This window comes from Cupriavidus pauculus (assembly GCF_022179805.1).
In the GTDB taxonomy this organism is placed as follows: domain Bacteria; phylum Pseudomonadota; class Gammaproteobacteria; order Burkholderiales; family Burkholderiaceae; genus Cupriavidus; species Cupriavidus pauculus_E.
Map to the genome: position 1 here is coordinate 233,741 of NZ_BPUO01000009.1, position 26,058 is coordinate 259,798.

Here is a 26,058-nt window from a genome sequence, read left to right on the forward strand (position 1 = left end):
CGGTCGTCATCGTGCAGATAGCGGGAGATCGTCGTAATGGACGCATGGCGAAGGTTGTCACGCACGGAGCTTTCCGGGGCGTACCGCCAGAAAATGCACAGAGAAAGTACGATGACCCCGTAAAGGAGGCGGCGCTGACAAATTGTGCTCTTCGAGGCTCATCCATTTGGGGATACCCATTTTTATCCCGAATGGGAGTTTATTGACTTTCATTTGGGATAATCTAAAATGGGAATATCACTTCGACCAAATGAGAGGGCGGCATGAGCTATGTGATCGCATCTAGTACCCACGGTCTGGGCGCTCAGCCGGACGACTTTGACCTTTTCTTGCACCGCATGGGCGCGCTTGAACAAAGGAAGGTCATTCGTGAGGGGATGGACGCCACCATTGTCGAGCGCGTCGCCAAGGAGTTACTCCGCATCCCCGTACAGACTCTTCTCAATGGGTTGGGACTTCCTAGCTCGACCGTACTTCGTAAGATCTCGAAGCATGAGCGTCTGTCTGGACCGGAGTCTGACAGAGTTGCGCGAGTTCTCTATGTACACGAGCTTGCCACCGATGTCTTGGAAGATTCGAAGCTTGCTGCGCAGTGGATGCAGAAGCCACTGTTTGAATTGGATGGCATGAAGCCGCTTGAGGTCCTGGATTCGCAACCGGGGTACGACCGCGTGAGAGACATCCTGATGCGCGCAGCGTTTGGCATTCCTGTATGAAGGTTTATCGACTTGCAAAGGAAAAACCGGGGCGCTACAAAGCAGATGATCTGAGTGGGAATGGGGCGGCCCTCGTAGGAGGCCGTTGGAATCCGCGCGGTATGCGAGTCGTCTACACGTGCTGCAATCCCTCTACCACTGTGCTTGAGACTTTGGTGCACTTAGGCGGTCTCATGCCCGTGGTACACCACTTCATGGTGACGATTGAGGTGCCGGATGCATGTTTCGCTGACGCGCTTCTTCCCGAGATGCCCACTGATTGGGATGCACCGGGTCGGGATCCGCAGTCCACACTGTCCATCGGGCAACGCTGGATCGAAGCAGGCGAACATTTAGCCCTCAAAGTTCCATCGGTTGTCTGCCCAGCGGATTTCAACTTGTTGCTGAATCCTCTGCACGCCGATATGAACCGCGTTCGGGTCGTTGATATTGCGCTCTTCAAGTTCGATGCGAGGTTGTTCGGTTGATGACTGAAGCATAGGGTAGTCGCATTCGACGGCCGCGGGTTACGCGTGCTAGCAGGGTGACTAGGCTATCGCTTCCCGAATACTTTCTCCAGCTGATCGGTTCGCTGCCGGTCGTCATCGTGCAGGTAGCGGGAGGTCGTCGTGATGGACGCATGGCGCAGGTTGTCACGCACGGTCGTGAGCGATGCGCCTTGCGCGAGCGCGTGGGTCGCATGGGTGTGGCGCAGCCAGTGAGGTGTGGCCCGTCGGAGCTTGTCTGCCAGGGGCGGATGGTCCATTTCAATCGCATCGGCGGCAAGCGAGAGGAAGCGCCGCAGCACCGCCCGCAGGCGCGGCGTGGTGATCGGCGAGCCATCCTCGAGATGCGCCAGGATCGGGCAATGGCGGTCCCAGCGCGCCGGCGTCACGGGCAGACCGCGCGCCACCAGGTATTGGTCTAGCGCCTGGTGGGCGAGGGAAGGGAGCGCGACCTTGCCCCGGCGCTCCCCCTTGCCGACCAGGTGCAGCCAGCGTTCGCCCCGCGCGCCAATCTCGATGCCACCGAGCGTCACCCCGACCAGTTCGGCCGCCCGCAACCCCGTCGCATACCCGAAATCGAGCACAAATCGCAGGCGCATCGCCGCGTCCGGCGTCCAGCCGTACGACCACTCCAGACCGTCCGCCAGGGTACGAAGCAACGTCCATTCACCATCGGTGAAAGCGCGGGACGTGTCAAGATCCGCGGCACGCTGGGCACCGCGCACTTTCAGCCCGGCGAAGGGGTTGGCCAGGACGTAACGCTGCGCGATCAGCCAGCGGAAAAGCGCACCAATGACACCCAAGGCGTAGGCGATCGAACCCGGCGAGAGCGCGCCGGCGAATGGACGCCATTCCGGTGATGTTCTCGGGCATGCCGGACCGACCCATCGAGATGTCGGTGCGCGCAAGAAAGACCGGTAGGCCGTGGCATCCTCGGCGGTCAGCGACGATAGTGGCTTGCCGCGCTCTAGGATCGCCCAAAGCAGCAATCTCTCGGCCTCCTTGCGATACGCCCGCGCCGTCGCTTCGGCTTCGTGCAACCCGAGCCAGGCATTGATGGCGTCGTAGTCATTGTCCGCCGTCAGCGAACACATCGCCCGTGGCGCACGAAAGACCCCATGTGAGCCGTCTACGGCAAGCGGCAACGCAATGCGTTCCCACGGCACGATGCGTGCGGCATCTGCGGCTGTAGGACGCGTCACGAGCGCCCGCGCTCGCTCGGTCAACTGGGGATGTTCGGCAAAGAATGTCTCGATAGCCTGGGCACTACGCTGGCCTAAACCATCGATCGCCAGCCACCAGCGCCGGCGACGTGGAATGCGCACGGTCAGATCTGCCAAAGTCTTCAGCCCGTGGGCTTGCAGCGCCGCGGCGGCGCGCGCGGGGAGCCATGCGTCGACCATGTCCGTGATCTGAGGCGTTGCCGGCGCCAGTTGACGCAGCGTTTCCAGGGCGCGGGCAACCGCTGTTGCGTGCGCGGTACGACCATCCGCGGCACAGGTGAAGAGCCTAGCTAGGTCGTCGCGCTGGCGTCGACGTGAGGCTTCAGCCAACTGACGTCGGAGGGCGCCGATCACGCCGCGTGCCGACCGGCCTGGCGTCAACGCATCGGGCCAAAAGCGGGTGATGGCAGCGCGCGATGGCGTTCCCTCGTACCAGGCGCGCAAGGCAGCGAGCGCATCGGCGCCAGGCAGGGGCACGGCGCTTTCGGACGACAGGGTTTCGTCGGGGGCAGGGCGTGAGCGAACCATTCGGAGGTGTGGCACAAATTGTTAGCATCTAGTTTGCCATGAAAAAACATCAGTATCGATAATGTTTGTTATCGATATAGCAGTGTGTTGAGGGGCGAAACTCCGCTCGCTGAGCGCTGACACACCTAAATTTGTGTCTTCGTTCTCCCAAAATTGTGTCTTATCGGACTATCGGACTAGCGTCGTAGATCTAGCAGATACACGTGCTAGCGAACTTAGGAGGAATGCGGAGACAACTGAGTCAACATCTTCGGCCAATGCGACACATCAGATTAGAACTTCCTGTGCCACTACGGAAACCGTGTGATCCACCGGGGGTAGAATCAATCTTCCCTTGCTAGTCGTCGGTCGCCCAACTCAGGTTGGCGATTCTAACCATTCCATTGGACCTGTCGTGACGGATGAATTTCTGAATGCGCTCCGATACAAGAGCGAAGGCACTGATATCGACTTCAAGTCTGCTCAGTACCGATTCATTGGCGGTAACGAGGAAGACAAAGCTGAGATGCTCAAGGACATCCTTGCGATGGCCAATGCGTGGCGCGATGGTCCTGGCTACATCTTGCTTGGTTTTAAGGACCAACGTCCACATCCAGCCGCTGTTGTGGGCATTTCTGAGAGCATTGATGATGCCAAGATTCAGCAATTCGTGCACGGGAAGGTAAAGCCAAAGCTGATTTTCAAATATGAAGAGCACCTGTACGAAGGAAAGACAGTCGGCGTCTTCACTATTCCAAAGCAGAAGCGCGCTTTCTACTTGGGGCATGCGTATGGAAAGTTGAAGAGTAACGTCGTGTACGTGCGCCGCGGAAGCAGTACGGACGAAGCAGAGCCTCCGGAAATTGCAGCGATGATGCTGGCGGACACTGGACGTGGTAACTTGCGCTGCGAACTGTCGGTACTAACTCCAACCAACGAGGAGCTTGGAGCCACGCTCGCTCTGAGTTTCCTGCGCTTCCCGGAGCAACTACCTGACTACGAAACTCCACGAAGAGAGAAGGACCCGTTCGGGTTCCAATTTACCGTGCCATCAATCTGGCGCGACAACAAAGACTTCTGGAGGGAATATGCAGAGTTCGCCCGCGTTCAGGCGGCGCTCATCGAGATGAAGTTCATATTGCGCAATCGCTCTGACGTGCAACTCTCGAACGCGAAGGTTGAGGTCTCGGTAGAGCCGCTCGACGGTCAGCTCTTCCAGATGATATCCGGAGCGGATTTGCCTGCGGAACCAGAGAGCCAATTGAGTACCTTTCACGGCATCAGTAACTTGCCAGAAATGTTGGATCGACGGAATGCGAAGTTAATCGTAGACCATAGCGGGGAGTCGCCCATCTGTCACGTACGCTTTGGCTCTCTCCTGCCTGGTGAAGAGGGACGATCCTCTGGTACTGTGGCCATCATCCCGCTTGGGCCAGGGAAGCTGAGGGTGCGCCTCCGACTGCTTGGAGGAGAACTCTCGGAACCGCAGGAGATCGACCATGTGCTCGAGGTGGTCGGAGATGAGAAGGTCCTTGACGTCCGCGCATTAAATGAGATTTGGGGGCAATCGTTGATTGCCCGTCATCAGTCTTCTGGCGAGTAGCCTTTCGACATCGCGGTACCGAGCATTTGGCAGCTTTTGCAAGCTAACTGTCTGGTCTACCGCAAGAACAACTGCGAGCGTCGGATTATGTAGCCAAGCGCCTGACGGTGGGGTGGTGAGCCGGCACAAAGTTTGTGCAACTGAGGGGGGCCCACACGGAGACATCGATGCAGCGCGGGCGCTACGAGTGCAGTTGCTGTTGCGCTTCGCCTATGCCACCGGTCTGCGCATCTCGGTGCAGGCTCAGGTCACCATCGGTGATCTGCGGCAGCAGGGCCTGCCGCCCGACCAGCGCGGCATTTGGACGTTGTCGTTCGTGGGGAAGAGCACTCGGGTCCGCGAGGTGATCGTGCCGGTTATCGAGGAGCTGCGCGACTATCCGGCCGTGCGGGGCCTGGGCCGGGCGTTCGAACACCTGCATCGTGAGACGCCGCTGATCGGCCATGTCAAGACTGACGGCAGGCTGGCAAGCTGTCGGTGGCGCAACTCGACCCGATCTGGAAGAGGTTCTTTGCCCAGGCGGCTGACGTGCTGGCCGAGGAGGATGCGCCCCGGAGCGGAGACCCATAACGCGATTCGGTTTTAGCGGAGTCCGCTCTAGAATTAGTATTCTCATCACGCTTGCCCAAATACGTATGCATGAAGTGCGGTTGTCCATGAGGAATCGACCGAAGGTCCTGCGACACGGTGATGCCGTCTTTATTCTGCCGAGGGGGCTTGTAGAAAAAAATGACGAAGTAGCGCTCGTGGCCCGACTCATCTGCGATCGCCAGCTTTTTGGTGCGTGCTATCGGGGTATCCTCCCCGGCCGATTCAACGAACTAGGGTGGACGCTGGGGTGATGGTGGCCGGGTTAGTCCCTTCATCTGAAGTTATGCTGGATATGGCTTGCCCCGGCGGGTTAGCGAGATTGCCCTTGAGCTATCCTCGGGAATGGCCAACAAACCATGCAGCAATCCTTCCAGTCCCCGAGTCGCTGTGGGAACTGAGCATCGATGCTGATTTCGGCCCACCATTGTCGGCACCGGTTGCCGTGGAGTCCAACATCGCATGCGGTTAGGTTCCGCCAGGAATATTCACGTCGGACCTTATTCTTGCCGGTTTGACATGGTGGGCATTAGTACAGGTATCAATGTTTGGCTGGCTGCCAGTGTTGGAATTACTCCCAGCAAGCCTGCGAAGCGAGATTCGACGACGTTCCGGAGGCGTCTTCAGTCTATACTCGCGTTCAAGTGCTGGCGTTCTAGGGAGCGCTTTCTGTCGTGGGTGCAGGCTATGTGCTGCAATTTTTGACAGGCGCCCCTATTACTGACTTGACCGCAAGAGTTTCCTGCGACACACCGACTTTGAACGTAAGCCATGGACATCTTTCACGTCATCATCGACACCAGCATACTGAGGCGAACGTATTTCAAAACTGGCGAGTTCGAGCGTCTGCTGAAGCGGGCCAAGCAGGGTGTCCTCAAATTATATATCCCAGAGATCGTCCTCGAAGAGCGGCGTACACAATTGCTCTTCGAGTACAACAAGCTCGTGGCCGACGCAAGGGCAGCGATTGAAAGAATGCAGCGCAGCCATATGACTATGCTGCTTGAAGGTCTGCCGGCGCCTGAGTGTATGTTTCCTAGCGCAGAGGATGTTGACCGCAACTCCCACGCCGTTTTCCAGCAGTATTTAGCCGAAAATCGCGTCGAGGTGATTCCTTTTTCGTATGAACATGCCGCACGGGCATTGCAACGGTATATGCGGAGAGTTTCTCCGTTCGCATATGTCGAGGATCGTTCGGGTGAGCGCAAGCACATTCCAGATTCATGGATACTAGAGGCGGCCATCGACATCAAAGGACGGCCCGGGCGTCACTGCGTTCTCGTGGACGACGGGCGCTTTGAGGATGCCTTAAAGCTCGTTGGATTCGAAGTCTACAAAGACATCGAAAAGTTGGACATGGCGGTCGCTGATGCCACTGCCGTTGTCCCGATTGTTGTGGCTGAGAATCGTGATGGTGGTGAGCCACCCGAAGCATTGCCGATGGATAAGCTTCGCGAGGACGTTTTTAAGGGCATGAACGTCATTGTCATGGGTGTTAATGAGGCCTTGGGAAATCCGGGTAAGGATCAACTCTTTGCCTCCCTGGAAGCGGCGGGAGTAGATCGCGCCATTGCAGAGCATGAGGCCAAGACGCTGGTTTTTTCCGGCCTGTTGACCGATATGGGTAGCCACCTAATTCCGACGGATGCCGGAGTCGCCCGCCGAGCAGCGGCCGAAAAGGTCGTTACTGATCTCCTTATGAAGATGATCTGACAATGGACCTTGAATTGCGTTTGGCCGCCCTAGCTAACTTAGTAGCAGTCAACACGGATGAGGTCGAACTGCGGCTGCTCGCTGAGTTGGATCGCGTTGAATCTGTATTGCGGAACAGCGTCGAGTACGATGAGTTAGTGGGAGCCCTGAAGACGTTGACCGTGCTGGCCCCCCGATTTCATGCGCGAGTAGTTCCGATGTTGGCGGAATTTGTACGAACTGTTTCAATGCGCGATCTGCTACAGGGTGGAGAGCCAATTCCGACAGCATGGCGCAAATATAGGTCGGCTAGCCACTTGATCCGTGAGGCAATCGAAGTGCCTCGCTCAATCCGATTTGTGCACATCAGCCGTCTGCTGGATTTTTTGCTGGAGCTCTGGCGCTACGACGATGACGACGTTCGGGGGAAGGCTGAGCGGGCGTTGGAAGCCTTGGCAGAATTCGATTTGAACCTGTTTTATGGCGAGCGCGGCCTTGGCGCGCGGCCACAAGCCGAGATCGTGAATTACTTTGCCGCACTTGACGACGGGCCACTCGTTCGGCATGCAGAGGTAATTCTAAAGATGTTGAGCAAGGTCCTCTCGCCTTCGCTAGAAGGGCATACGTGGTCCTACGACAGTGTGACGATTAGTCGGGGAGAAATTACCGCTGGCCTCGGCGTGCGTGAGATGAGAGCGTCAGCCGTCGCGCTCCTCAAGCGCATGTATCCACTGGACGAAGCGTTCCAATACCGCAAGCATGTGTTGAATGTAATCGGTACGGCAATGCGCCGTGAACGCCCGGGCATTAACGCTGATACGTCAGCAATGTTTGACCGTGATGCAGTCGAAGTTCTGAATTTCTTCCGCGACTTGGTGAATACTGAAGAGCTGCAGTTGATCCAGATGATCGAGCACAGCGCCTATTGGGCCTACTACCATGCCGGTTCGTTACGAGTTTCCGAGGCTGCACTGAAGGTGCGAGACGCCATAGGAGGTTGTCCTGAGTATAAAATTTACAAGCAACTCATCGGGTTCGAGGGGATACACGGTGTATGGGAGAGTCTGAAAAGTTCCGAGGAGGCTTGGGATTACAGCGACACCAAGCGCATGGAAGCTGCAGCCCGGTACGTTAGCGAAATCGACAACGACACCTATGCTGTGTGGCGAGACAGGATTCTGCGGTTCTCGAAAACGAGATCCGATGACTTAGCGGCGTTCCCCGTCTATTACGAGTTCCTGAAGAGCGTTGGCCAGGATCGGCCGGAGTTGGCGCTGGAACTGATCAGGGACCATATGGACGTAATGGAGCCGTTCTTGATCGCGCTACTGCTTGGCCTCTGGTCTAGTGAGCGAAGCACGGACGCGGAGGCGATCGCACGTCAGTGGATCGCCGAACACAGCAATCTGACCATACTTGCGAAGTCGTTGAACGTCGAAGAGCGGCCGCGACTAGATCTCCTATCCGAGGTGATTTCGAAAGCAGATAGTGCGGAGAACACCAACGCGATCGTCGAAGCAATGGGCGTAGCGGCTCGTCAATACGGGCGCGGCCTCTTGGAGGCTAAATCAGTGTTCATGCAAGGGATGCGAGCCGTGGCGCGACGAGGGGATGCCCGGTGGGCGAACGTCGTTTGGTACAGCCGAGATTTCCGAAAGCTGGTAACGGAGATGGATCACACGGAACGAGCCGAAGTTCTCGCGAGCATGGCGCCGTTGCAAGAGTTGAGATATCAGGCGGAGGAAGTGTTGTATGCCATTGGAGAGCACGATTCAGAGGCGCTACTGAGTTACTTGATGGAGCGTGTGCGGAGTGAGAACGCCAAGAGGCTCGACGCGCGCACGGACGAGGCTAGCCAAGACGACCGCTTCGAAGCGATACCTTACAGCTTGCAGAGGCTCAACAAACTTCTTGTGACGATGCCGAAGGAGGTGCTATCGGCGGTTCGGAAGGAGTACAGCGCCAGGACTGCAGGGATGTTCCAGTACTCCGGAGGAGCTCGCCTTGTCAAAGCGGCTTTCCCTGAACTCGAACAGTCTTTGCAGAACGAACTACTTTCCTACATTCGAAGTGGCAACCCGGAGGACATCGACTTTGTGATTGCGATCGTTCGCAGCTATGGAGGTGAGGCGCCCATCCTGCCCCTTTGCAAGGAGATCGTGAGAGCTGTTCCTGAAAGGTCAGGCGCCTGGACGGAGATGGCTGCGGCGCTGGAATCGACGGGCGTAGTTTCGGGGGAGTACGGTACCGTCCATGCATACGAAGCACTCCGCTCAGGGATCGTCCCATTGCTTTCCGATGACGATCCAAAGGTAAGGGCTTTCGCGGCCTGGCTTATCGAGGATCTCGATCAGTTCATTGTGCGCGAACGCCGGCGTGCTGACGAGGGGTTGGCGTTGCGTAAGTACAAGTATGGAATTGGAAAAAACGAGGCTTAGCGACGTGAATCGATTCGCATAGCCTCTTCATTTTGGGGCTACAGGTAGCGCATCTGGTCCATGATTTGGGGTTATCGTACTTTCCGTGCAAAATCTGGCGCATTTCAAGCTGTCGGGCCAGCGACGCCGAGTTGCGTGAGATAGTCCCATAACGCGGCGTTTCCATACTTCATACCGTCTTGTTGATTTGTGTCGTAGAAGACCCTAACTTTCTCGGTTCGATTTGAAAGCTGGGAACAAAAGAATCGTTCTCATTGAGGATGTCTGCGCAAGCTCATCGTTCTTCGTTGGGGCCGGTCTCATGTTTGTGGCCCAGCTAGGACCAATTCATCCCAATCCACACCACCTGCTAGGATGACTGCTTTGATTGCGCTTGCGCATATCGCCTCTCCCTCTTTGATGGCAGTTGCCGCGCGCTCCCACTCGCTAGTCTTTGCGTGGCTGGAGACTATTCTCCCGTAGTGAGCGGCGCCGGAACGGTACTTGTACAGTTGTTTTAGCTTCTTCATCAAGGATCGACGCTCCTCAATGGAGCTCCCTAGGAGCCATGCCCCTCTCAATGCGAGTTGATAGGATAATTGTGGTGCATTCTGCTCCTCCAGCAGAAGGGACTCTAGGGCAATGCCTAGGTCAATAGCCTTGTCCACGGGGTTCATGTTCCCCACGGTACGGTTCAACCGTTGGATCGGAACGTCGAGCTTGAGACGTTTCTCTCGCGATAATGAAAGATAGGCCTCGACAACTGAACGAAACTCAACGAGTTGTTCAAGTGCCAATGTGACTACGGGGGGGCGGTGGAGGTTAGTGGATAGCGGGCTCATCCATCCGCCACCTAGGCGCCCCTTCATAAAGCTGCCGTCCACCATTTCCGTAAAATTCCTGTGAATAATCGGACTGGAAGGGCCCATCACTGTTAGGAGCCATCCGATACGCTGAAGCAGTACCGCATCATCAAACTCAGAGTCAGACACCTTAGACGGCGCGGTCTGAAGGCTCTCCGCCGTGATGAACATAGGGCGGGGAGTGACAAATCGATATAGAGCAGCCTTGGGTTCCAGTTTCTGAACGAGATTTTCCAAGGATTGGGGATTGAAGAACCGAAGCGGTGGCTCGCGGAGCGACGAGAGATATCCTCGCGACGTGGATGACGGGACATCATCTGGCCGGCAAACGAATACGCCAGGAACCAGTTCTACAGGTTCATCGACTTGGACACCCTCTAATAGGAGTACCTCGATATGTTCGACATGATCTGATTGCAGGAAAGAGTATAGATCGGTAACGGCTTGTTCAGGGCCTGCATCGAGTGCTCTAGCCACCAATGCTTCCCCGCATGAGCGGCGATGCATCATGCTCTTGGTGTTGATGCCGTTGAAAAGCATTCCATCGTATTTGCGCAGTTCTGGAATGTTGTCGAGCATGAACTCAATAGAGGACGGACATGAAAAATGTCGGTAGCTATCGTTCGGAAGGGTGTAAGAGAGCGAGTCGGCTCCGCGTTCAAGTTCTAACCTGAGTGCGTCCAGCAACTTGGCTCTTAACGATGCGCTATCAACGTCGATTGGCTGAGTGCCGTCGTCTGAGTTTGTCATTCCGTTGCTCCAGTATTGTGCTTCATGGCATCAAGGTAATCTGCCCACACTTGCACAGATCCCTGCGCCCTCAGACTGTCAGTCTTTGCGTTGTTGGCAGGAACAGCTTCCGTGTGTTCGATTCCCGCCGTGCGTCCACCATGACGTAGCTGGAAGTCGGGACGCTCGCCCTCCGTCAGCTCAAGTGGGAATTGCATCGAGGTAGGCGGGGGAGAAGCTAGCAATCGCGCGACGGTGTATCGCTCCATATATTCGGATGTTCTTCCTGCGCCCCTGGGCGGAGCGATAATGTCGATTTATGGCAAGAGCCGTCTGAGCTCTTCGAGGCTGCAAGCACTAAGCATTACGACCTCATGAGTTTCTCGATCGACCGTATCCTACTTCACAAGAAGCTCTCGCAGGTACTGAAGCTGCAGCCGTGGTGGGCACTGACGGCTTGGCTGACCGCCATGATCCAACCCGGGCATGGAAGTTTGGCGCCAAGAATGTCGCGCCGCAGTGCGATGGAAGCCATCGACTCGGAAGCGTTGATTGAATCCGACTGGTCGGAAGTGCCCATTGAAGCCATGCCGTTCGAAGCGACTACTGAAGCCGTGGCCGAAATTCCGGTTGAAGTCCCGGCCATGGACGAACCGACGGAAACTTCCGCCCCGGACGAATTGACCGAATCGGCTGCCCTGGTTGCGCCGCGTTACGCGCAAGCTTCGGAAGCTGCGCCTGAAGAGACGCGGGCCCCGAAGCGCAATCGGAAGCCGAAAACCGTAGCCGAGGTTGCTTCTCCGGAAGTCACGACTCAAAAGAGCCCAGCGCGGAAACACGGTCGGAAGCCGAAAGCGCTCATCCAAACTGCCACTCTGGAAGCTTCGCCGGAAGAGAGGCGGACCCCGAAGCGCGGTCAGAACCCGAAAATCCTAGCTGAAGTTGCCAGTGCGGAAGTCACGACTCAAGAGACGCCAACCTGGAAGGGCGGTGCGAAGCAGATAACACTGCATGGAGCGGAGGCGGCCCCGGAAGCGCGGACTCAGAATACGCAAACTCGTAAGACGCGACAGAGGCAAAAAGTGCCTACTGCAACCCAAAGCCCGACCAGATCCACACTGCTCGCGCAACTCGCATCTGTCAATGCTCAGCTTGAGCGGTTGCGTGCCACGGAAGTGCCAAAGATCGTGGAGGAGATTCAGCAATTAATGCGGGAGTATGAACTGAGCATTGAGGACATTGCGGGCAAGCCCAGTGATGAGCCCGCTGGCCGCGCTGTTCCAACCAAGACGAAGGCCGCGCCGCGTCCGAAGTACCGCGACCCCAAGACGGGCCAGACCTGGTCGGGCCGCGGTAGGGCTCCCGCGTGGATTGGCAAGAAGCCCGAGGGTTTCCTAATCGACCGTTTGTACTGAACGAGAGGTTGGCGGGCAGCCGTGTGCCCGCTTGACTTGCGAACTTGGGCGGAGCAGGGCAGCGAGCCGGCGGCGCTGCCTAAAGTAGGACAAAGGCAACGACAGCGGTGAAGGCAGTGATGCCAGCGAAAAAGGGCCCGCGGAGTGATTCGCCGGATGCTGGCACAGATGGACGACCATGCTCGCCATGGAAGAGTTCGACGCGCCGGGGTGCTCTGCGCTGCCGGCCCACCAGAGTTACGTCCACCGCCCCTACCACCGGCGCCGGTGGTCGGCTACCGCAACGCGGAAGGGCTGACTTGGGGGGCAGTGCAAGATGTCTTCCTGCCTCGAGCGCGCGGGAAATTCACGTGATGGCTGACCCACATCGTCAACTTGCAGGGAACCGACGAATCTGTGCAGCTTTTGATTTGAAAAGTTAATTAAAAGCCTCTCGTATGACGATTTCGCGCAGAATTTCTGAGAAACTTGCGAAAGTTGAGAGCATTGATTAGGATGGAGTCATTCTCTTCAAGGTCTATTCCGACATGACGTCCTTTTCCAGCGTCGCCGATCTGGCGCGACGCATGTGTATAGACAGGGCAGCGCTGCTTCAGCGGTTCCGTGAAGCTGGGGTTCTCAAAGCCTCGGCAGACGCGCCGGTTTTTGAGGCAGACGTCGCGGCATTGAGCGCTCACTATCGGACCCTACTCGGCCCGCGGGCGGTGGAAATCGCTGCTGAAGTGCGTAGAGAGGCGACAGGTGAACGTCCCCGGCGACATCGGGTCGTGCTGGTCGGCCAACTCGGAAAGGATCCGGAAACCCGTTACATGCCATCCGGGGATGCCGTCACCAATATCCGGCTTGCCACGACGGACCGGTACCGGCGACTTTGCGAGCAGGCGCTGGAATGCGGCATTCTGACTGATCGCACCCGCGCACTCCTCTATCTTGACCTTCTTCTAGGTCGTATCCCTGCGAAACTCCGTTCTCTTTCGGGCGGCCTTCTGCGAGCTTTATTTCGAGCGGCGATCGACGAGGTGAGCCGCAATCATCAACGTTTATCGCGCCTTTCGCGCTCCAAGTCATTCCGGGCGCGAAATGTCTTGTCTTGCCGAACGGCGGAGCGGGAATCGTCCGTTCACCCCGCCTTTGCGCCGCCCCGTGTTGTCATCTGAAGGAGTTTGATATGACATCGCACCTTTTCTCCGCTAACGCCGCCCCTCAAGGCGCACCCCTGGTAGAAAAATTGGTCCACGATATCGACGAGCAACTGGAACATACCATTGACGCAGGTGAGCGCGCCCGTGTGATGGCGATTGTGCGCCAGTGTCTGACAGCAACGCTCGCCAGCGCGCCTGGTGCTGCAACCGATACCGATGGCCGACTCGCCGTGTCATATCTGAAACCCTCGGAAGTCATCGACCGTGGCCTGGTGGCCATGTCGCAGGCAACGCTGTACCGTGCGGTGGAGGATGGGCGCTTCTATTGCGTCACGCCGCGCGGAAAGGCTATCGGCAAAGCTTTCCCGGTGTGGCAGTTCGCGCCCCCCGTCCCCGAAATGCTGGCCGCGGTCCTGCAACAGATGAAATCGCTTCCGAGCAGTGAAATCCACGCGTTCTGGGTAACACCGGTCGACGCGTTTGATGACCTGACGCCGGCAGAGGTGTTGGCGGGTCGGGCATTCGAGACGCGTGCGGCGCTGTCTGCCGTACAGCGTGGTCATCTTGCGCAAGCTGCCGGGGAACGGCAGGGCAGGGTGATCGCGCAGTTGGCCGCGCTGCCCTCGCGTAGTTCGGACCTAATCAGCTGATGACGAAATTTGTTCCGCCTCCTGATATCGCAGCAACTCTTCCTCCCCAGGACCGGCTCCGCCAAGCGCTCACTGGTGCGGAGATTATCCTGCCCGCTGGCACGAAAGTGTTCCGGGCGGTTCGGCATCCCGCCGCAGTGATTCCGCCGTACGTCGAACAAACCTACCGCTTCGGACCGCCCGCGTCATTCGCTGGACCGGACGGTCGTCACGCAACCTATTGGATGTACGCGGCCGCAGATCTGACGACCGCGCTATGGGAGTCGAATTTCTGCACAAAGGACGTGACACAGCCTGGCACCTTCCATATTTCGGCGGACGTCGCCCAGAAGGGCCTAATTGCCGTCTTTACGCTGCATACTGATGTTAGCGTGCTTGATCTCAACGGCACCGTGTTGAGTAAGCTGGGTATCTACGACGAGATACACGGCGACCATAGATGGTGCCAGTGGTTCGGCCTGGATATGTTCGAGGCGCTTGCCGGCTATGCCGGAGACGCTGCGCCGGTGGGTTTTCGTTACCCTTCGCGCAAGCATAAGAATTATCTCGCCTTGGCGGTTCAGTCCGGGGCGCTGAATATTTGGCGGGCACGCGTGGATATACAGGTGACCCGCTTCTCAGAGATGCCGGAGTACCGGACCTTGCTGGCTGACCCGAACTATGCCGATCCGCTTAAGGGCGGCTTCTCGGCGCGCTAATCAGATTCAAGCGTCTCACGTTGCGCACAGTGACCAAATCCTCTCCCGAAAGCCCGCGGCGCATCCCTGCCTATATCGCCCGACGCCTGAAGATCGACGGGGTGCATTTGCCAGAAGCCGAGCTTTCGATGGAAAGCGGACAAGTCACCGTGATCTTGTCTGAGCCGGGGGCGGGAAAGACGACTTTCCTAAACGCTATGGCCGCGCGGCACGGGACAAGAACAATACGGGCCAGCGTTGCGCGACATCGTCCCCTGGCGTCCGATCGATTGCTCGTTATCGACGCGTTGGACGAGGTCGCCAGGCAGGACCCAGGGGCGCTGGACGAGCTGCTCGCCAAGACGATCGAAGCAAGTTCAGGACACGTCGTTCTGGCAAGCCGATCGGCTGAGTGGAGCGAAGCGCAGAGCGAACTGATTGTGGAGCTAACGGGAGCTAAGCCGCGCTTTGCCTATCTGATCCCTCTTGATCGCACGGAGCAGGCAGCGATATTTCACTCCCTCTTTCAAGACGAGAACTTCGAGACTTTTCTTGACGAAGTTGAGAAGGTTGGACTCGCAGGGTTACTCGGCAATCCCATGTTCCTCTTGCTGTTCGTGGAGGGGTTCATTCAGGGTGGGCGCCAGCTGCATTCCAAGGCCCGGACGTTCCAGGATGCCGTAGAGCGACTGGCCATTGAGCAGAACCCACGTCCGGCAGAGCAGTATAGGCCGCCAGTTCGAGAAGCCCTCCGCGTAGCCTCCGAGATGTTCGCAAAGCTACTCCTCGCTGGCGCCTCGGGCGTGGGAACCATTGAGCGGTTGAAAGATGATGACTTCCCCTACGTCGCTTCATTGTCGACGCGCAATGATGTCATCCCCGCTGTACTGGACAGTCGGCTCTTCCGCCCGACCGGGGACGTCGCACAACATGAACCCGTGCACCGCATCATTGCGGAGTACTGTGCCGCGTGCGACTTGAATGCGCGGATTGCGAATCCTCGTTCGCAGGTTACATTGAGCCGGTGCCTGGCACTGATCGCTCCGAATGGGGTGGTGCGGGACGATCTGCGCGGATTACTTGGTTGGCTGGCGGCCTTGGGGGCGGAAGCCACACAGGCTGCAATCGTCGATCTGGACCCCTACGCAGTGATCGCCAACGGCGACCCGGGGGCACTCACCACGAAGGTAAAGCGACGCCTGCTTCTGGCGCTGCAGACGCTGGCTGATCAAGATCCCTATTTCCGGCGTTCGGATGCGTGGCGCAGTTTCAATGCCGCCGGGTTCTTCACGCCTGACATGAGCCCTGAGGTGAACGCCATATTGAGCGGCGGCCACTCCCACCGAATCGTGGTGCAACTGCTGCTGGAGTTGATAATGGGCGAGCCGATTGTCACGACTTTGGTTACGACGCTCTGCCAACTCGTGTCCGACTCGGGTCTAGAGACAGAAACCAGGCGTCTGGCAGCGCATTGTCTGAAAGATCACTCAAAGACAGAATCCATTGAGCTGGCAATGGGGTGTTTGCTCGCAGAAGGCACTATGGACGGGCTGAAAGTGTTCGGCGATCTGACATCGGAAGCTGCTGTCGAGACGGAGACACTCGTTGCGCTGCTTCGAGGTTGCCAACGGCATCTCGATGACGAGAACGCGTGGCTGGATGTCGAGTATCTGTTGAGGCGTACACTGTTCAATGTCACGGATACGCAAGCTCTGGGCGAGGCGCTTTCCACCTTTGCTGGCTCGATCCAATGTGACTGTACGCCGGAGCACGTTTTCGGATGCCGGTGTCGCGAGGCGCCCAGCCGCATCGCCAGCCTATTGATGGACCGCTACTTCGAGCTTGCTGACGGTTCCGTTGTTCCCGAGTTGGTTTGGGGTTGGCTTCAAAATCTGCACTTCGGAACAGGATCGCGACCGCATGACGGGGCAGCACTGCGTGCGCTCCAATCCAGCAGCATGTTGCGACGCAGGGTGCAGGAATTGTGTATGGTCGGCGGAGGAAGCACGCCAACGGGTCGCTTCGCGCTGCTGCGGCACGGTCTTCTGCACCCTGGCCTTTCAATGACCGAAGGGGACACTCACCATCTTGTCGATGCTGCCTTCCGCGCGGGCAATGTGGAAGTTTGGTCTTCCTTCATTCGCCCCCATCGGAGGCATGGCGATGCGAGATCGGTCGACTCGCTGCGTACCACCATGCGTGGGCACGCAAATCAAAACACCATATTCATGGCGGCATGGAGTCGGCTGAATCGGTTCTGGCGCCGGGAGACGCCTCGTGATACCCGCATGCGGCGTTTAAGCAATCGAAGCGCCCGACGCAGACAAGAGCGCGAAGACGATCGATCACGCCATTTGCTCGAGCATCGCTTGCGCATTCAGCGGGGAGAGTCTTGGGGGTGGAACCAAGAGTTCGCCTATAAGTATCTAAACAAGCCCGAACGGCTGGAAGATTACGAGTTGGCTGAAGACGCGCTAGCCAACGGCATAGACAAGCTTGCGCCATATACGCCAACGCTTGCGGAACTGGCCCGCGGCGAGAAGACGCACATCGCCATGGTGCTGCAGGCAGGATGCCTAGTGATGTTCAGAAGAGGGCTCTCTCTGGAAGGGCTCGACAAGGACATCTTACTTGCTGTGAAAACCCAGGCAAGGTTCTCGAACGAATACGGCGAAGGCGAGCGGGAACGCTTTGAAGCCGCGATCGACAGGGTAGTCATGTTTTCCCCGTCCGAAACCGAAGCCTTTGCTCGTAGTTTCATTGGTGCCTCGCTGAATGCAGAAGGCCCAGATCAATTGTGGTGGCTCTCTGCCGAAGAGCGGTTCCACGGGTTGGCGGGACCACTCGCTGTCGAATGGCTGTCGGGCTATCCGGATCTACCGCTGCAGAAGTTGGAATCGCTCTTCGAGATCGCGGTACAGTTCGCGCCGCGTGAGTGGTTAGTTCGCTTTATAGAAGAGCGTTGCGATGCAGTGCTTTCCGCCCGCCCGTCCGCCGACTCACCAGAATCCGAGCACCAGACGTTTTGGTTTTTGCGTCATTTTTTCTTTGCAACATCGGACCGGGACGGAATCTGGGATTTGCTGCTACGCGACAAGATGATCGTGCTGGCGCTGGAGCATCGAACCAGTGCCCTTCAGCGCAGCCGTCACGCAGCATGGCCTCAACTAGACTCGATAAAGGCCTTCCGGGTCCTGAGCGCGCAGGTGACGAACTGGCCGACCGTACCGCTTCCAAGCCATTGGGGCACGTCATCGCCGCGAAGCGAAACTGCCTACCGCTATCTCCGTGACCTGGTGTGGTTGATTGACCGTGACCACGCGGATCGAAGCCTGCCTGTGATAGAGCAACTACTGGGAGACGATCGATTCGACCACTTTGAGCAAGACCTGAAGAGCATTCGCACTGCCGCGCTTCGCCGGCGTGCGCTCGAAGGCTTCTACCCGCCTCGTTTGCCGGATATCTCAGCGATGTTAGAAGCTGGAACGGTTGCTTCCGTCGAAGACATGCGAGCGTTGCTGAAGGAGCAGCTTGAGTCATTCCAACGTTGGATCGATGGGGCTGAAACCAACCCACGGGAGATGTTCTGGCCAGGTGGCAAGCGAGTGGACGAGAACACCGCGCGCAATCGAATCGTAGAGCGTCTTACCGCCCAGCTCGAGGCGCTTGGACAGTCAGTTGTCATTGAACATCATATGTCCAATGACAACCGTTGCGACTTCACCGTGACAAAGGTTTCGGAAGGAAAACGCCTACTTCTTGTTTGCGAGGTAAAAGGGCAATGGCATCCCGCCCTCTTTACCGCCGCTTCCGAACAGTTGGACGCGCTATACACAACCCACCCTGACGCTGCGCAGCAGGGGGTCTATTTGGTTCTATGGGTTGGAGGACAGGAAAAGATAGCGGGAAGGAAGTCTCATGGAATCGCTAGCGCGGCAGCGTTGCGCGAGCGTATTGTCGATTCGCTCGACTCTAAGTCGGCGGGACGCTTGGACGTCGTCGTACTCGACCTCGAGAACAAGGTGGACTCCACCGTTGAGCGACTCCCCGATGCTCGCAGCCGTCCCGCGTGGTCGACCGCACCTCGTATCGCTGGCCGCCGCGCAGCAACGCCTGAGCGAGATGATTGACAGTGTGAACTGCGCTGTCTTTTCGCCCGGCCAGATGCTGCAGCCGGAACTCAAGGCTGAAGCTGTAGCCCACCAGGCGTCGCAAGGTGCCTCGCGACCCGGCTAAGCCCTGACAGAAATATACCGTCTCGCAGCCCCGCATTGCCCGGGCTGAATTCTTACTGCGAAAAGATAAATCGCTTGAAATTAATCCACATTTCAACCTGGATGATCTGCACCGACCAGTTTAAATTGGTCAGCACTTTTCCAAACCTTCCTTGAGCACACGCATGTCGAGCGTCGGGGGATGCGGAGCCGGGCTCTAGCATTCGCCTGTACTGAGCAGGGCCTTAAGGTTATGCATCAGTCGCAACCGCATATCTTCGGACGATAGGCCGAAAAGGGACGCCATTTCGTTCACCGCATCCCGGACATCGCTGGGACGCACAGGACGTCCCTCATGCGAGACGAAGGGGCCGTCCGTTTCGGTCAGAAGACGCTCTAGCGGTAGGCCTCTGACGAGCTTGCGGTGCTTCGCCGACCTCAGCATCTCACTATTCACGGAGAAGTAGCAGCCGAGTTCTACTGCGCGGCGGGCGTCATTCGCAGTGCCCGTAAACCAGTGAAGGACTATGCGTCCGCGATCGGCCGGGAGGGCCGTCTCAATGTGGCCCAATACCTTGGCGACGGCACGGACACTGTGAACGGTGACGACCTTGTTGCCCTGTTCCGCGCAGGCTCTGAGGATGTGCTCAAACACTTTCTGCTGCGCATCGAAGCTGTGGTAGAAGCGTGGCCCGGCGTCGAGCCCGATTTCGCCAACATATCTGGCATCCGCAAGATAGCGCTCCAGGAGTGATAGTTCCCCCCGGCGCTCAGCCACGAGCTGGGGGTGGAGGCCCAAGGCAATGCGCACATGCTTTGCATCTGCGGCCAGTTCGCGATTGCGCGGCCACGCCTTCGGGGTGGTCGTCACCGCGAGTGTGGCAACCCCTTCTCGGTCGCATTCCGCTATCAGCGCCTCGTGATCGGGATAGAGATCCAGATGGCAGTGGAAGTCCACCCAGCGTTCTTCAGGTTGTAGTTGTTGGTACTTCGTTCTCGTCATTCATCACACCTTACCGAATGGCAAGGTGTTGCACTTCAAATTTGAGGCCGCCCTTACTGATAGGCACAAGACTATCCCTTATTTTAAAAGAGTCCTTGTGTCCTCAGATACGTGGGGCCGCTCCACCTTTGCTCCCGAGACAGATGCCATGGCGATGCCCTGCGTGGCAAACCGCTGCTGCGGACGAGGAAGGCCGGATCGGCCGCCGTTCACAAGTCCGGTAGCGGGCACCTCCTCGAGTACGAAATGGAGGTCCGCCATGGCCTTGAGTGCGAATGCGACGGACTTTCAATATCTCCGGCTCCGCAAATAGTCGGCTACTTTTTATGGGTGGCTCGGTCAAGGCGGACTTCTGACTCATCGATAGCTGGGACCTGAGGTGCGATCGCGGCTCGGATATATCCGGAATAGTTTCCCTTGTAGGTTCTTGCCTGGGACTTTGTGTATCCCAGAACCTGGTCCTTCGGGACAATCAGTTGGATGCAACGTAAAGCATCTGCTTGCACCGGGTCCGACGACTCTAGCTGATCCAGAAGGAGGGGGTCGCACGTCTTGGCTGCGGCGCTTTTACGTCCCATATGTCGGATGGCGATGAGCGTGATTTCGTTGTCAATTGTCCACCTTGCGTCATCCTTCGTCCTAATTCCCTTAGCTCCATCAGCAGGATCTGGCCGATCTTCAATTAGTAGCTCGAGTATCATGGAATTTCCGAGCCTACTTAGCATGTTGACATCAACAAGCGTGATCGGCTGGCTACTCTTAGCTAGGCACGGAACACCGTAAGGGACCAGCGCCGCGCATTGTTGGCTAGAAAGAGCCAACGTTGCGAACCGTTCGTTACCCAATCCCAGCATCGACACTATCATCTTCGGGAACATCAGCGGGTTACGCGCAAGCAATGGGTAGCTTAGAAGAATCAACGCTGCCGTAACCAAGCCAATCATTGCACGGTCCTTCCATTCACGAACGGAGAATGAGGCGCAGTTCAGAAAAATCAGAAAGCTTGAAACGATGAAGAAATTGCGATACCAATCTTGGCGGCTTCCCATGCTGGCCATGGTGTGCACAACGATGAAAACCACCCCGGAACTAACGAAGAACGCCATCGTTACTAGTATTTTCGCGCCGATGAAAGTGGCATCTGCGCGGTCTCCGGCGACCAGATGTAACGCAGGTTTGAAGATGCACACGACGCGAGCGCGTATCTGACGCGGAATTAGACGAAGAAGAAGCGTTGCCGACCAGGTCACGGTCGCGACAACATGCTTGAGATATATCAGTCCCAGTGCGATGGCTACAGCGATGATGCCTATCGCCAAGGACTGATCAAGTGCTCGCAGAAGATAGGGCGTCCAATCGACCTGGGGCTGGTTGTCGACGTGATTGGACGAGTGGATAACCAACGTGTCCGGACCGTTAGCCCACGCCGCAATTATCAAAATGGTTGTGGTGATACTTCCGGCCAGAAGGCCGAGCAGGGCATTACGGCAACCTTTGACCGCGAAACGATGCCAATCAATTAGAACCAACGCCGTAACTGTGGCCAGCGCCAGCGTCAGCGAAGTCCATAGTCTCTCGTTATATGGCGATATAAGGCTTGTATCGGAAAGACTTATGATTGCGGCCGTCCAACCTAGTACACTCAGGCATGTAGCTCCCAACACGAACGGGCCACGCACTAGCCGCCGGTAGGCAGTTTTATCATCACCAGTATTGGAGTCTTCAGGTGCTAACGCGGCGTCAGGGTATACGAGTTCCAATGCCCAACGTGCCGCAAAACCCGCGCACAAACAGTAAAGAACTAGTGCAGCTACCACCAGGACGCCAGTCGCACAAACTGCCAGGAGAGTACCGAATAGATCGTTCCAGGTGAAATCGGGAAGATGCCCGATACCCAGCGAGTTGAACAACAGCGTGATGCCGCCGAGTGTGAGAGACGTACTTGTAAGGACGAGTGAGAACTTCTTCTTGGCACGCCAGTACGCCACAGATGCATATCTTGACATTCGAGATTTCTTAACTTCAGGTGCCACGGACCATCCTATCAAGGCCATTTCAAATCGCAACCATATCGGTATTTTATAAAAATTATTATCCCCTGCAGGCGGGGGAGCGCTCTACAGGGTTGCGGCTATGACCTCAAGGGCTCGGGGTATCGTTTGGCTAAGAAGCAGCGATTTGTCGTGGCAAGATCGCGTCAACTCTTCGGGTCCCATGCTTGTACCGCGGCAGGTGACGGCAGCTTGTGCACAGCAAAGGAATCGAATTGCTGAAGGTGAACCGCATGTACGGTGCTGTGAGGTAGATGCAGTTGCAGGCAGATGGCATGCAACTGTTCGGAACATCATTCCGTCCTACGCACCGAATTTAACATAAATTGCGTTCGATTCACGACGCAACGCCGGAAAACGGAGTTCCGACGGGATTCGTGGTTCGCTACAAGGGCTCGGTCAAGCCGCGATCTGGCTGTCGCGTTTTTACCGCGGCGCGTCGTGTCCCACCAGCGTGGGCTTGTCTCTGCGCGGCCTCGCCCGGATACTGCTTCTCGCATCGCGCACGCAACTAGCGCGCAACCGACTCGATTTGAGAAGCATTTCTTTGACACCGCAATGGATTTCGATTGGAAGCAACGGACGAATCAGTATGTCCAAGCCAGGCGGCAGCATCCTGCCTGGCTTTTGCTCGCCGCGCGCAGCGCGCCACTGGTACTGAGCTGCCTTCAGACCCGTTTTTGAGAAGGGCCATGACGGCATTGCCGTCGAAGAGGCTGAGCTCAGCCTGGCCGCCATGCTTGAGGCGCATGCCAATGCCGAAGAGTTTGGGGTGGACCCCGAGGGGGATTTTTCGGGCCAGGCGCGAAGGGAGTTGCGCGGATGGATCCGACGCTCGCTCGTGATCGAGCGCGAAGGACGGCTCTATGCCACCGACGCGCTCGAAGAGGCCCTGCGGTTTGCGGCGGCCCTTGACGGCCGTCTCATGACGTCGACGGCGTCGCGTCTGTCGATTGTCCAGCGGGAGATCGAGAACCTTGAATTCAGTCTGAATCCCGATCCGCGCACGCGAGAACGATATCTGCAGCGCAAGATCCAGGACCTCGAGAAGGAGCTGGAGGAGGTGCGGGCAGGGAACCTCAGGGTGCTCAGCCAGCCAGAGGCTGTCGAGGCAATCCGCGAAATCTATAGTCTTGCCACAAGCCTGCGCGCCGACTTCAGGCGGGTCGAGGACTCCTACCGGGAGGCTGACATGGCGTTGCGTCAATCCATCGTCAGCGAGCGTAGCCATCGTGGGGAAATTGTCGACAAACTGCTCAATAGCCACGATGAACTGCTGGAAACTGCCGAAGGGAAGGTCTTTCGCGGTTTTCAGCAGCAACTCGGCCGCACGGCAGAACTGGATGCCATGAAGCATCGTCTGCGATTAATTGTAAGGCATCCGGCGACCAGATCGGCCCTAAATGCCCACCAAGAGAATGAACTGAGATGGCTCATAATCCGCCTAGTCGACGAATCGGCTGCGGTCATCCGTGCGCGAGCGGAGCTGGTGCCTGGCAACCGCCGATCGGAAAGAGAGTGGATGACGGTTTGCACTCTTAGCGTCTTACGTTACCGTAAGGCAAGCAAACAGTATCTAGCAAGATTATTCATCGCCAAATCATTTCGAAAATCGGTCCGACGGGAGGAATTGAGGATGCGATCGGAGGTAATTAAATACGCTCAGGCATGGCGTTAAGACCTGCCATCGGTTGATCAAAAACCAAGGAATTCCCAGTTTTCCCTAGAAGGTCAAGCATGCTAGCGATCGCCTCCTCCAGCGGGGAGTAAATTAATTCAAGGCGAGATTTCGTCTCGGAATCGACTCGCGTTAGATTCTCTTGATAGCGTGGCCTTAGAATATCTTCCGCCTCTTTTCCAGTGCGGTTGAAGATCCATCCGGTTTCAATCTTCTTTTGGCCGGTGGGTGGATTGTACCGTCCTCGATATAAGGTGAAGCAGGCGTACCCTTCATGGTTACGGTTAAAAGGTCCACGCGGACTGCCGGGATCACGGGGTTCCACGTATGAGTTTCCTTGGGAAGTTAGCGCCGAGACGGTTTCATCTTCCATTAAGTGCAGGTATTGCCTCGTCGTCTTAAGCTTCGTGATACCGTCCTTAATGACGTCAATCAGGATTTTTTCAGCCCCCTGAATGTTTATGTCGTAGGCGAGAACAGACCAAAATGCAAAATTTGTCGCGACAAAGCGCGTCACCGGAACAAACTGAACGCGAAAATAGTCTAGGCCGCGTGTAGCGCTGAGGAGATCGATGTCCGCCCACGCACTATTCAGACGGGACTGAACCTCTTGTATATTCAGCAGGCTAACGTTTCTGGATGTTCTGTATTGATTCAAATGAAGAATGGCCACGTCCACATCATGCACCACCGCACGATCTTGTACCGCTTCGAACTCTTGATGTATATATGATTCGATTTCTAGAACCGCTTTTCGCAGATCCTCTTTGGTAGCTAAATTTCCACTCGATACCCCCGACAGAAGACCCCTGGCCAATTCCTTGCCGAACCCTTCCGCAGCGGCAGCCCCCATAGCAATTAAGAGATCGTCTACTCCAATCGGCATGGCTTCCTCCGAAAAATAGAATGGGCGAAAACGTCGCGTTGCAAAACTACCTTGCGACAGAGCAAATCACCATTGTGCTTACGGTTGATACAATTGACGTCGACGCGCTTGCACGCTTGACGTAGTGGGCGGCAGTTAACGGGCAAAGCCGCTCACCAATGACGACGACCTGCAACCGCGTACCGTACTTCGTCACCGGACAGACGATCTGCACCGATAAGGAGGCTGGTTCACCATCGCGCGAATCGGTGCGCCCAAGCGCCGATTGTGGGGCGCAGCGGCGGCCTCGCGTCATGTCGTTCGGGATATGTATGGGTCGCGGGTGCAGTTCGATAACGCGGTCTCTAGGAAAGGCGAGGGAAGCAGGCAAAAGCAAGCCGTCGCCAATCCGCGCAGAACCTGGGCTCGAGCGAACTCCCTTCTGAGAGGGAGCGTTAGCGACTCGGATGCGCCGTCCGAAGAATCAGTCCAACGCCGTCGGGCGCCTGAACTCTGAGCGCCCAACGCCCCTCGTCGACAAAAGAGCCCTGCAACCATGGAACGTCTGGAAGCGACGGCTCAACTTCCCCGCGCACTGCGCCAGCCAGTATTTCTGCCTCACAATACACCGCAGCCTCCATGGGCACGTTGTGGCCCGACGGCCTTAAGCGGGTGAATGGGGCCACGAACGCTGCGGCCTGAGGTAAATCGCTAATGCCGGGCAAACCGCCGGCAAGTTCGCGAACACGGTCTCCCATCTCTCGAGACACACGAGGATGGGTTGCAAACCCCTTGTCCGACGTTGCTGAACGCATCTGCTCAGCCGTCTCTGGCATATCGAGGAGCTTGCAGATATTCACCATGCTGGCACGCTGGGCCGCCAAGAGATCAGGTAATACCCCATCAGCCCCAATCTGTTCCGGCAGGGCCGACAGATTGGGCCCAGCGCCCTGAAACTCCCCATGTGCGATGAAAGAGCGAATCTTCCGCTCGCAGCGCGGGCCCCCAAGTTCGGTGCCCACTACACGGCCCTCCGTTGGCAACATCGGGCCAAAGCCAGGTAGCTTGACTACTTCGTCCTTATTCGGCCATATCTGGCGAAACCAGTGTTTCTGCATGGCAGACATAGACGTGTTGCGTGCGCCTTTTGCCTCCATAATGCACGCGGCGGCCCGGCCCGCGCCTGCGGGTCTAAAGAACACAAAGTCAGGACGTTTCCCGCGCGCCGGCGCCCCACAATCTTCCCAATGAACGCCCCAAATATATCCCGCCGCGTACATCTGCAAGAGCGCGAAGCCAGCGCCGAGATTGCCAGACACGCCAGACCTATTGAAGTCCTTCACATGTCCCAACTCGCGGTTCAGATACCAGCCCCCTCCCGCGTCGGTTGCCAAGCAGCCGAGGGCCGCCTCTGCGGTCGCATGGGCAACCTGATAGCCCGGACCACCTAACGAGATACCGAGTTGGGTAGTCCTGACGATGGCCAGACGTAAGAGCTCTTGGGTAACGAGAACCCCTCCAGGCTGCAACCGTGGCGCCC

At 57.2% G+C, this 26,058-nt stretch carries 17 protein-coding genes and 1 pseudogene; 12 read left to right on the plus strand and 6 right to left on the minus strand.

What is annotated here, in order from left to right; translation table 11 throughout:
* Positions 1–263 precede the first annotated feature (263 nt).
* Positions 264–716, plus strand: coding sequence for an antitoxin Xre/MbcA/ParS toxin-binding domain-containing protein (locus tag MFF62_RS20275; protein ID WP_238264917.1), 453 nt, complete (start codon positions 264–266; stop codon positions 714–716).
* Positions 713–1,183, plus strand: a complete 471-nt coding sequence (locus MFF62_RS20280) for an RES family NAD+ phosphorylase (RefSeq protein WP_238264918.1) — start codon at positions 713–715, stop codon at positions 1,181–1,183. Before MFF62_RS20275 ends, MFF62_RS20280 begins: the two co-directional genes overlap by 4 nt.
* Positions 1,184–1,248: 65 nt before the next feature.
* Here MFF62_RS20280 and MFF62_RS20285 read toward each other — a convergent pair whose 3' ends face one another.
* On the minus strand, positions 1,249–2,952 hold the full coding sequence (locus tag MFF62_RS20285; protein WP_238264919.1) for a phage integrase family protein: 1,704 nt from the start codon (positions 2,950–2,952) through the stop codon (positions 1,249–1,251).
* A 394-nt stretch (positions 2,953–3,346) separates the two neighbouring features.
* Here MFF62_RS20285 and MFF62_RS20290 point away from each other — a divergent pair, with 394 nt between their 5' ends.
* From MFF62_RS20290 to MFF62_RS20305, 4 genes are all read left to right on the plus strand, one after another.
* Entirely contained in the window at positions 3,347–4,534 is a 1,188-nt protein-coding gene (locus tag MFF62_RS20290) for an ATP-binding protein (protein WP_238264920.1), read from the plus strand.
* A 193-nt stretch (positions 4,535–4,727) separates the two neighbouring features.
* Positions 4,728–5,120 carry a ubiquitin family protein gene (locus MFF62_RS20295; RefSeq protein WP_238264921.1) on the plus strand — a complete coding sequence of 131 codons (393 nt, stop codon included), beginning with the start codon at positions 4,728–4,730 and terminating at the stop codon, positions 5,118–5,120.
* 773 nt (positions 5,121–5,893) lie between these two features.
* On the plus strand, positions 5,894–6,835 hold the full coding sequence (locus MFF62_RS20300) for a PIN domain-containing protein (protein ID WP_238264922.1): 942 nt from the start codon (positions 5,894–5,896) through the stop codon (positions 6,833–6,835).
* A 2-nt stretch (positions 6,836–6,837) separates the two neighbouring features.
* The gene (locus tag MFF62_RS20305) at positions 6,838–9,252 is read left to right on the plus strand and encodes a hypothetical protein (RefSeq protein WP_238264923.1); all 2,415 of its coding nucleotides are present in this window, start codon (positions 6,838–6,840) and stop codon (positions 9,250–9,252) included.
* A gap of 299 nt (positions 9,253–9,551) precedes the next feature.
* On the opposite strand, the gene MFF62_RS20310 is transcribed toward MFF62_RS20305, so the two are convergent.
* Positions 9,552–10,844 (minus strand): HEPN domain-containing protein, encoded by a 1,293-nt coding sequence (locus tag MFF62_RS20310; RefSeq protein ID WP_238264924.1) that lies wholly within the window; start codon positions 10,842–10,844, stop codon positions 9,552–9,554.
* A gap of 353 nt (positions 10,845–11,197) precedes the next feature.
* Here MFF62_RS20310 and MFF62_RS20315 point away from each other — a divergent pair, with 353 nt between their 5' ends.
* The 5 genes and pseudogenes from MFF62_RS20315 to MFF62_RS20335 all read left to right on the plus strand — a co-directional run bounded on the left by MFF62_RS20315 (position 11,198) and on the right by MFF62_RS20335 (position 18,837).
* On the plus strand, positions 11,198–12,238 hold the full coding sequence (locus MFF62_RS20315; RefSeq protein ID WP_238264925.1) for an H-NS histone family protein: 1,041 nt from the start codon (positions 11,198–11,200) through the stop codon (positions 12,236–12,238).
* A 722-nt stretch (positions 12,239–12,960) separates the two neighbouring features.
* A pseudogene (locus tag MFF62_RS20320) lies at positions 12,961–13,104 on the plus strand (single-stranded DNA-binding protein); the annotation flags it as partial.
* 302 nt (positions 13,105–13,406) lie between these two features.
* A complete protein-coding gene (locus MFF62_RS20325; RefSeq protein ID WP_238264926.1) occupies positions 13,407–14,030 on the plus strand; it encodes a hypothetical protein in 624 nt (207 codons plus the stop codon).
* Complete coding sequence (locus tag MFF62_RS20330; protein ID WP_238264927.1) at positions 14,030–14,728, plus strand: RES domain-containing protein; 699 nt, start codon at positions 14,030–14,032, stop codon at positions 14,726–14,728. Before MFF62_RS20325 ends, MFF62_RS20330 begins: the two co-directional genes overlap by 1 nt.
* A 269-nt stretch (positions 14,729–14,997) precedes the next feature.
* Positions 14,998–18,837, plus strand: coding sequence for an NACHT domain-containing protein (locus MFF62_RS20335; protein ID WP_238264928.1), 3,840 nt, complete (start codon positions 14,998–15,000; stop codon positions 18,835–18,837).
* A gap of 301 nt (positions 18,838–19,138) precedes the next feature.
* On the opposite strand, the gene qatD is transcribed toward MFF62_RS20335, so the two are convergent.
* Both qatD and MFF62_RS20345 read right to left on the minus strand, forming a co-directional pair.
* Complete coding sequence (gene qatD / locus MFF62_RS20340) at positions 19,139–19,924, minus strand: Qat anti-phage system TatD family nuclease QatD (RefSeq protein WP_238264929.1); 786 nt, start codon at positions 19,922–19,924, stop codon at positions 19,139–19,141.
* A 317-nt stretch (positions 19,925–20,241) separates the two neighbouring features.
* Positions 20,242–21,957 carry a hypothetical protein gene (locus MFF62_RS20345; RefSeq protein WP_238264930.1) on the minus strand — a complete coding sequence of 572 codons (1,716 nt, stop codon included), beginning with the start codon at positions 21,955–21,957 and terminating at the stop codon, positions 20,242–20,244.
* A gap of 718 nt (positions 21,958–22,675) precedes the next feature.
* Here MFF62_RS20345 and MFF62_RS20350 point away from each other — a divergent pair.
* Positions 22,676–23,653, plus strand: a complete 978-nt coding sequence (locus MFF62_RS20350; protein WP_404990801.1) for a DUF3375 family protein — start codon at positions 22,676–22,678, stop codon at positions 23,651–23,653.
* On the opposite strand, the gene MFF62_RS20355 is transcribed toward MFF62_RS20350, so the two are convergent.
* Complete coding sequence (locus MFF62_RS20355; protein ID WP_238264931.1) at positions 23,628–24,539, minus strand: hypothetical protein; 912 nt, start codon at positions 24,537–24,539, stop codon at positions 23,628–23,630. The genes MFF62_RS20350 and MFF62_RS20355 overlap by 26 nt on opposite strands.
* 434 nt (positions 24,540–24,973) lie before the next feature.
* On the minus strand, positions 24,974–25,912 hold the full coding sequence (locus tag MFF62_RS20360) for a hypothetical protein (protein ID WP_238264932.1): 939 nt from the start codon (positions 25,910–25,912) through the stop codon (positions 24,974–24,976).
* Between the last annotated feature and the right edge of the window lie 146 nt (positions 25,913–26,058).

Excerpts from the sequence above, each read along its gene's own strand:
- MFF62_RS20310 (WP_238264924.1), bottom strand. The coding sequence starts at position 10,844 with ATGACAAACTCAGACGACGGCACTCAGCCAATCGACGTTGATAGCGCA.
- MFF62_RS20330 (WP_238264927.1), top strand. The coding sequence starts at position 14,030 with ATGACGAAATTTGTTCCGCCTCCTGATATCGCAGCAACTCTTCCTCCC.
- MFF62_RS20280 (WP_238264918.1), top strand. The coding sequence starts at position 713 with ATGAAGGTTTATCGACTTGCAAAGGAAAAACCGGGGCGCTACAAAGCA.
- MFF62_RS20300 (WP_238264922.1), top strand. The coding sequence starts at position 5,894 with ATGGACATCTTTCACGTCATCATCGACACCAGCATACTGAGGCGAACG.
- MFF62_RS20325 (WP_238264926.1), top strand. The coding sequence starts at position 13,407 with ATGACATCGCACCTTTTCTCCGCTAACGCCGCCCCTCAAGGCGCACCC.
- MFF62_RS20305 (WP_238264923.1), top strand. The coding sequence starts at position 6,838 with ATGGACCTTGAATTGCGTTTGGCCGCCCTAGCTAACTTAGTAGCAGTC.
- MFF62_RS20355 (WP_238264931.1), bottom strand. The coding sequence starts at position 24,539 with ATGCCGATTGGAGTAGACGATCTCTTAATTGCTATGGGGGCTGCCGCT.
- qatD (WP_238264929.1), bottom strand. The coding sequence starts at position 19,924 with ATGACGAGAACGAAGTACCAACAACTACAACCTGAAGAACGCTGGGTG.
- MFF62_RS20275 (WP_238264917.1), top strand. The coding sequence starts at position 264 with ATGAGCTATGTGATCGCATCTAGTACCCACGGTCTGGGCGCTCAGCCG.
- MFF62_RS20285 (WP_238264919.1), bottom strand. The coding sequence starts at position 2,952 with ATGGTTCGCTCACGCCCTGCCCCCGACGAAACCCTGTCGTCCGAAAGC.
- MFF62_RS20315 (WP_238264925.1), top strand. The coding sequence starts at position 11,198 with ATGAGTTTCTCGATCGACCGTATCCTACTTCACAAGAAGCTCTCGCAG.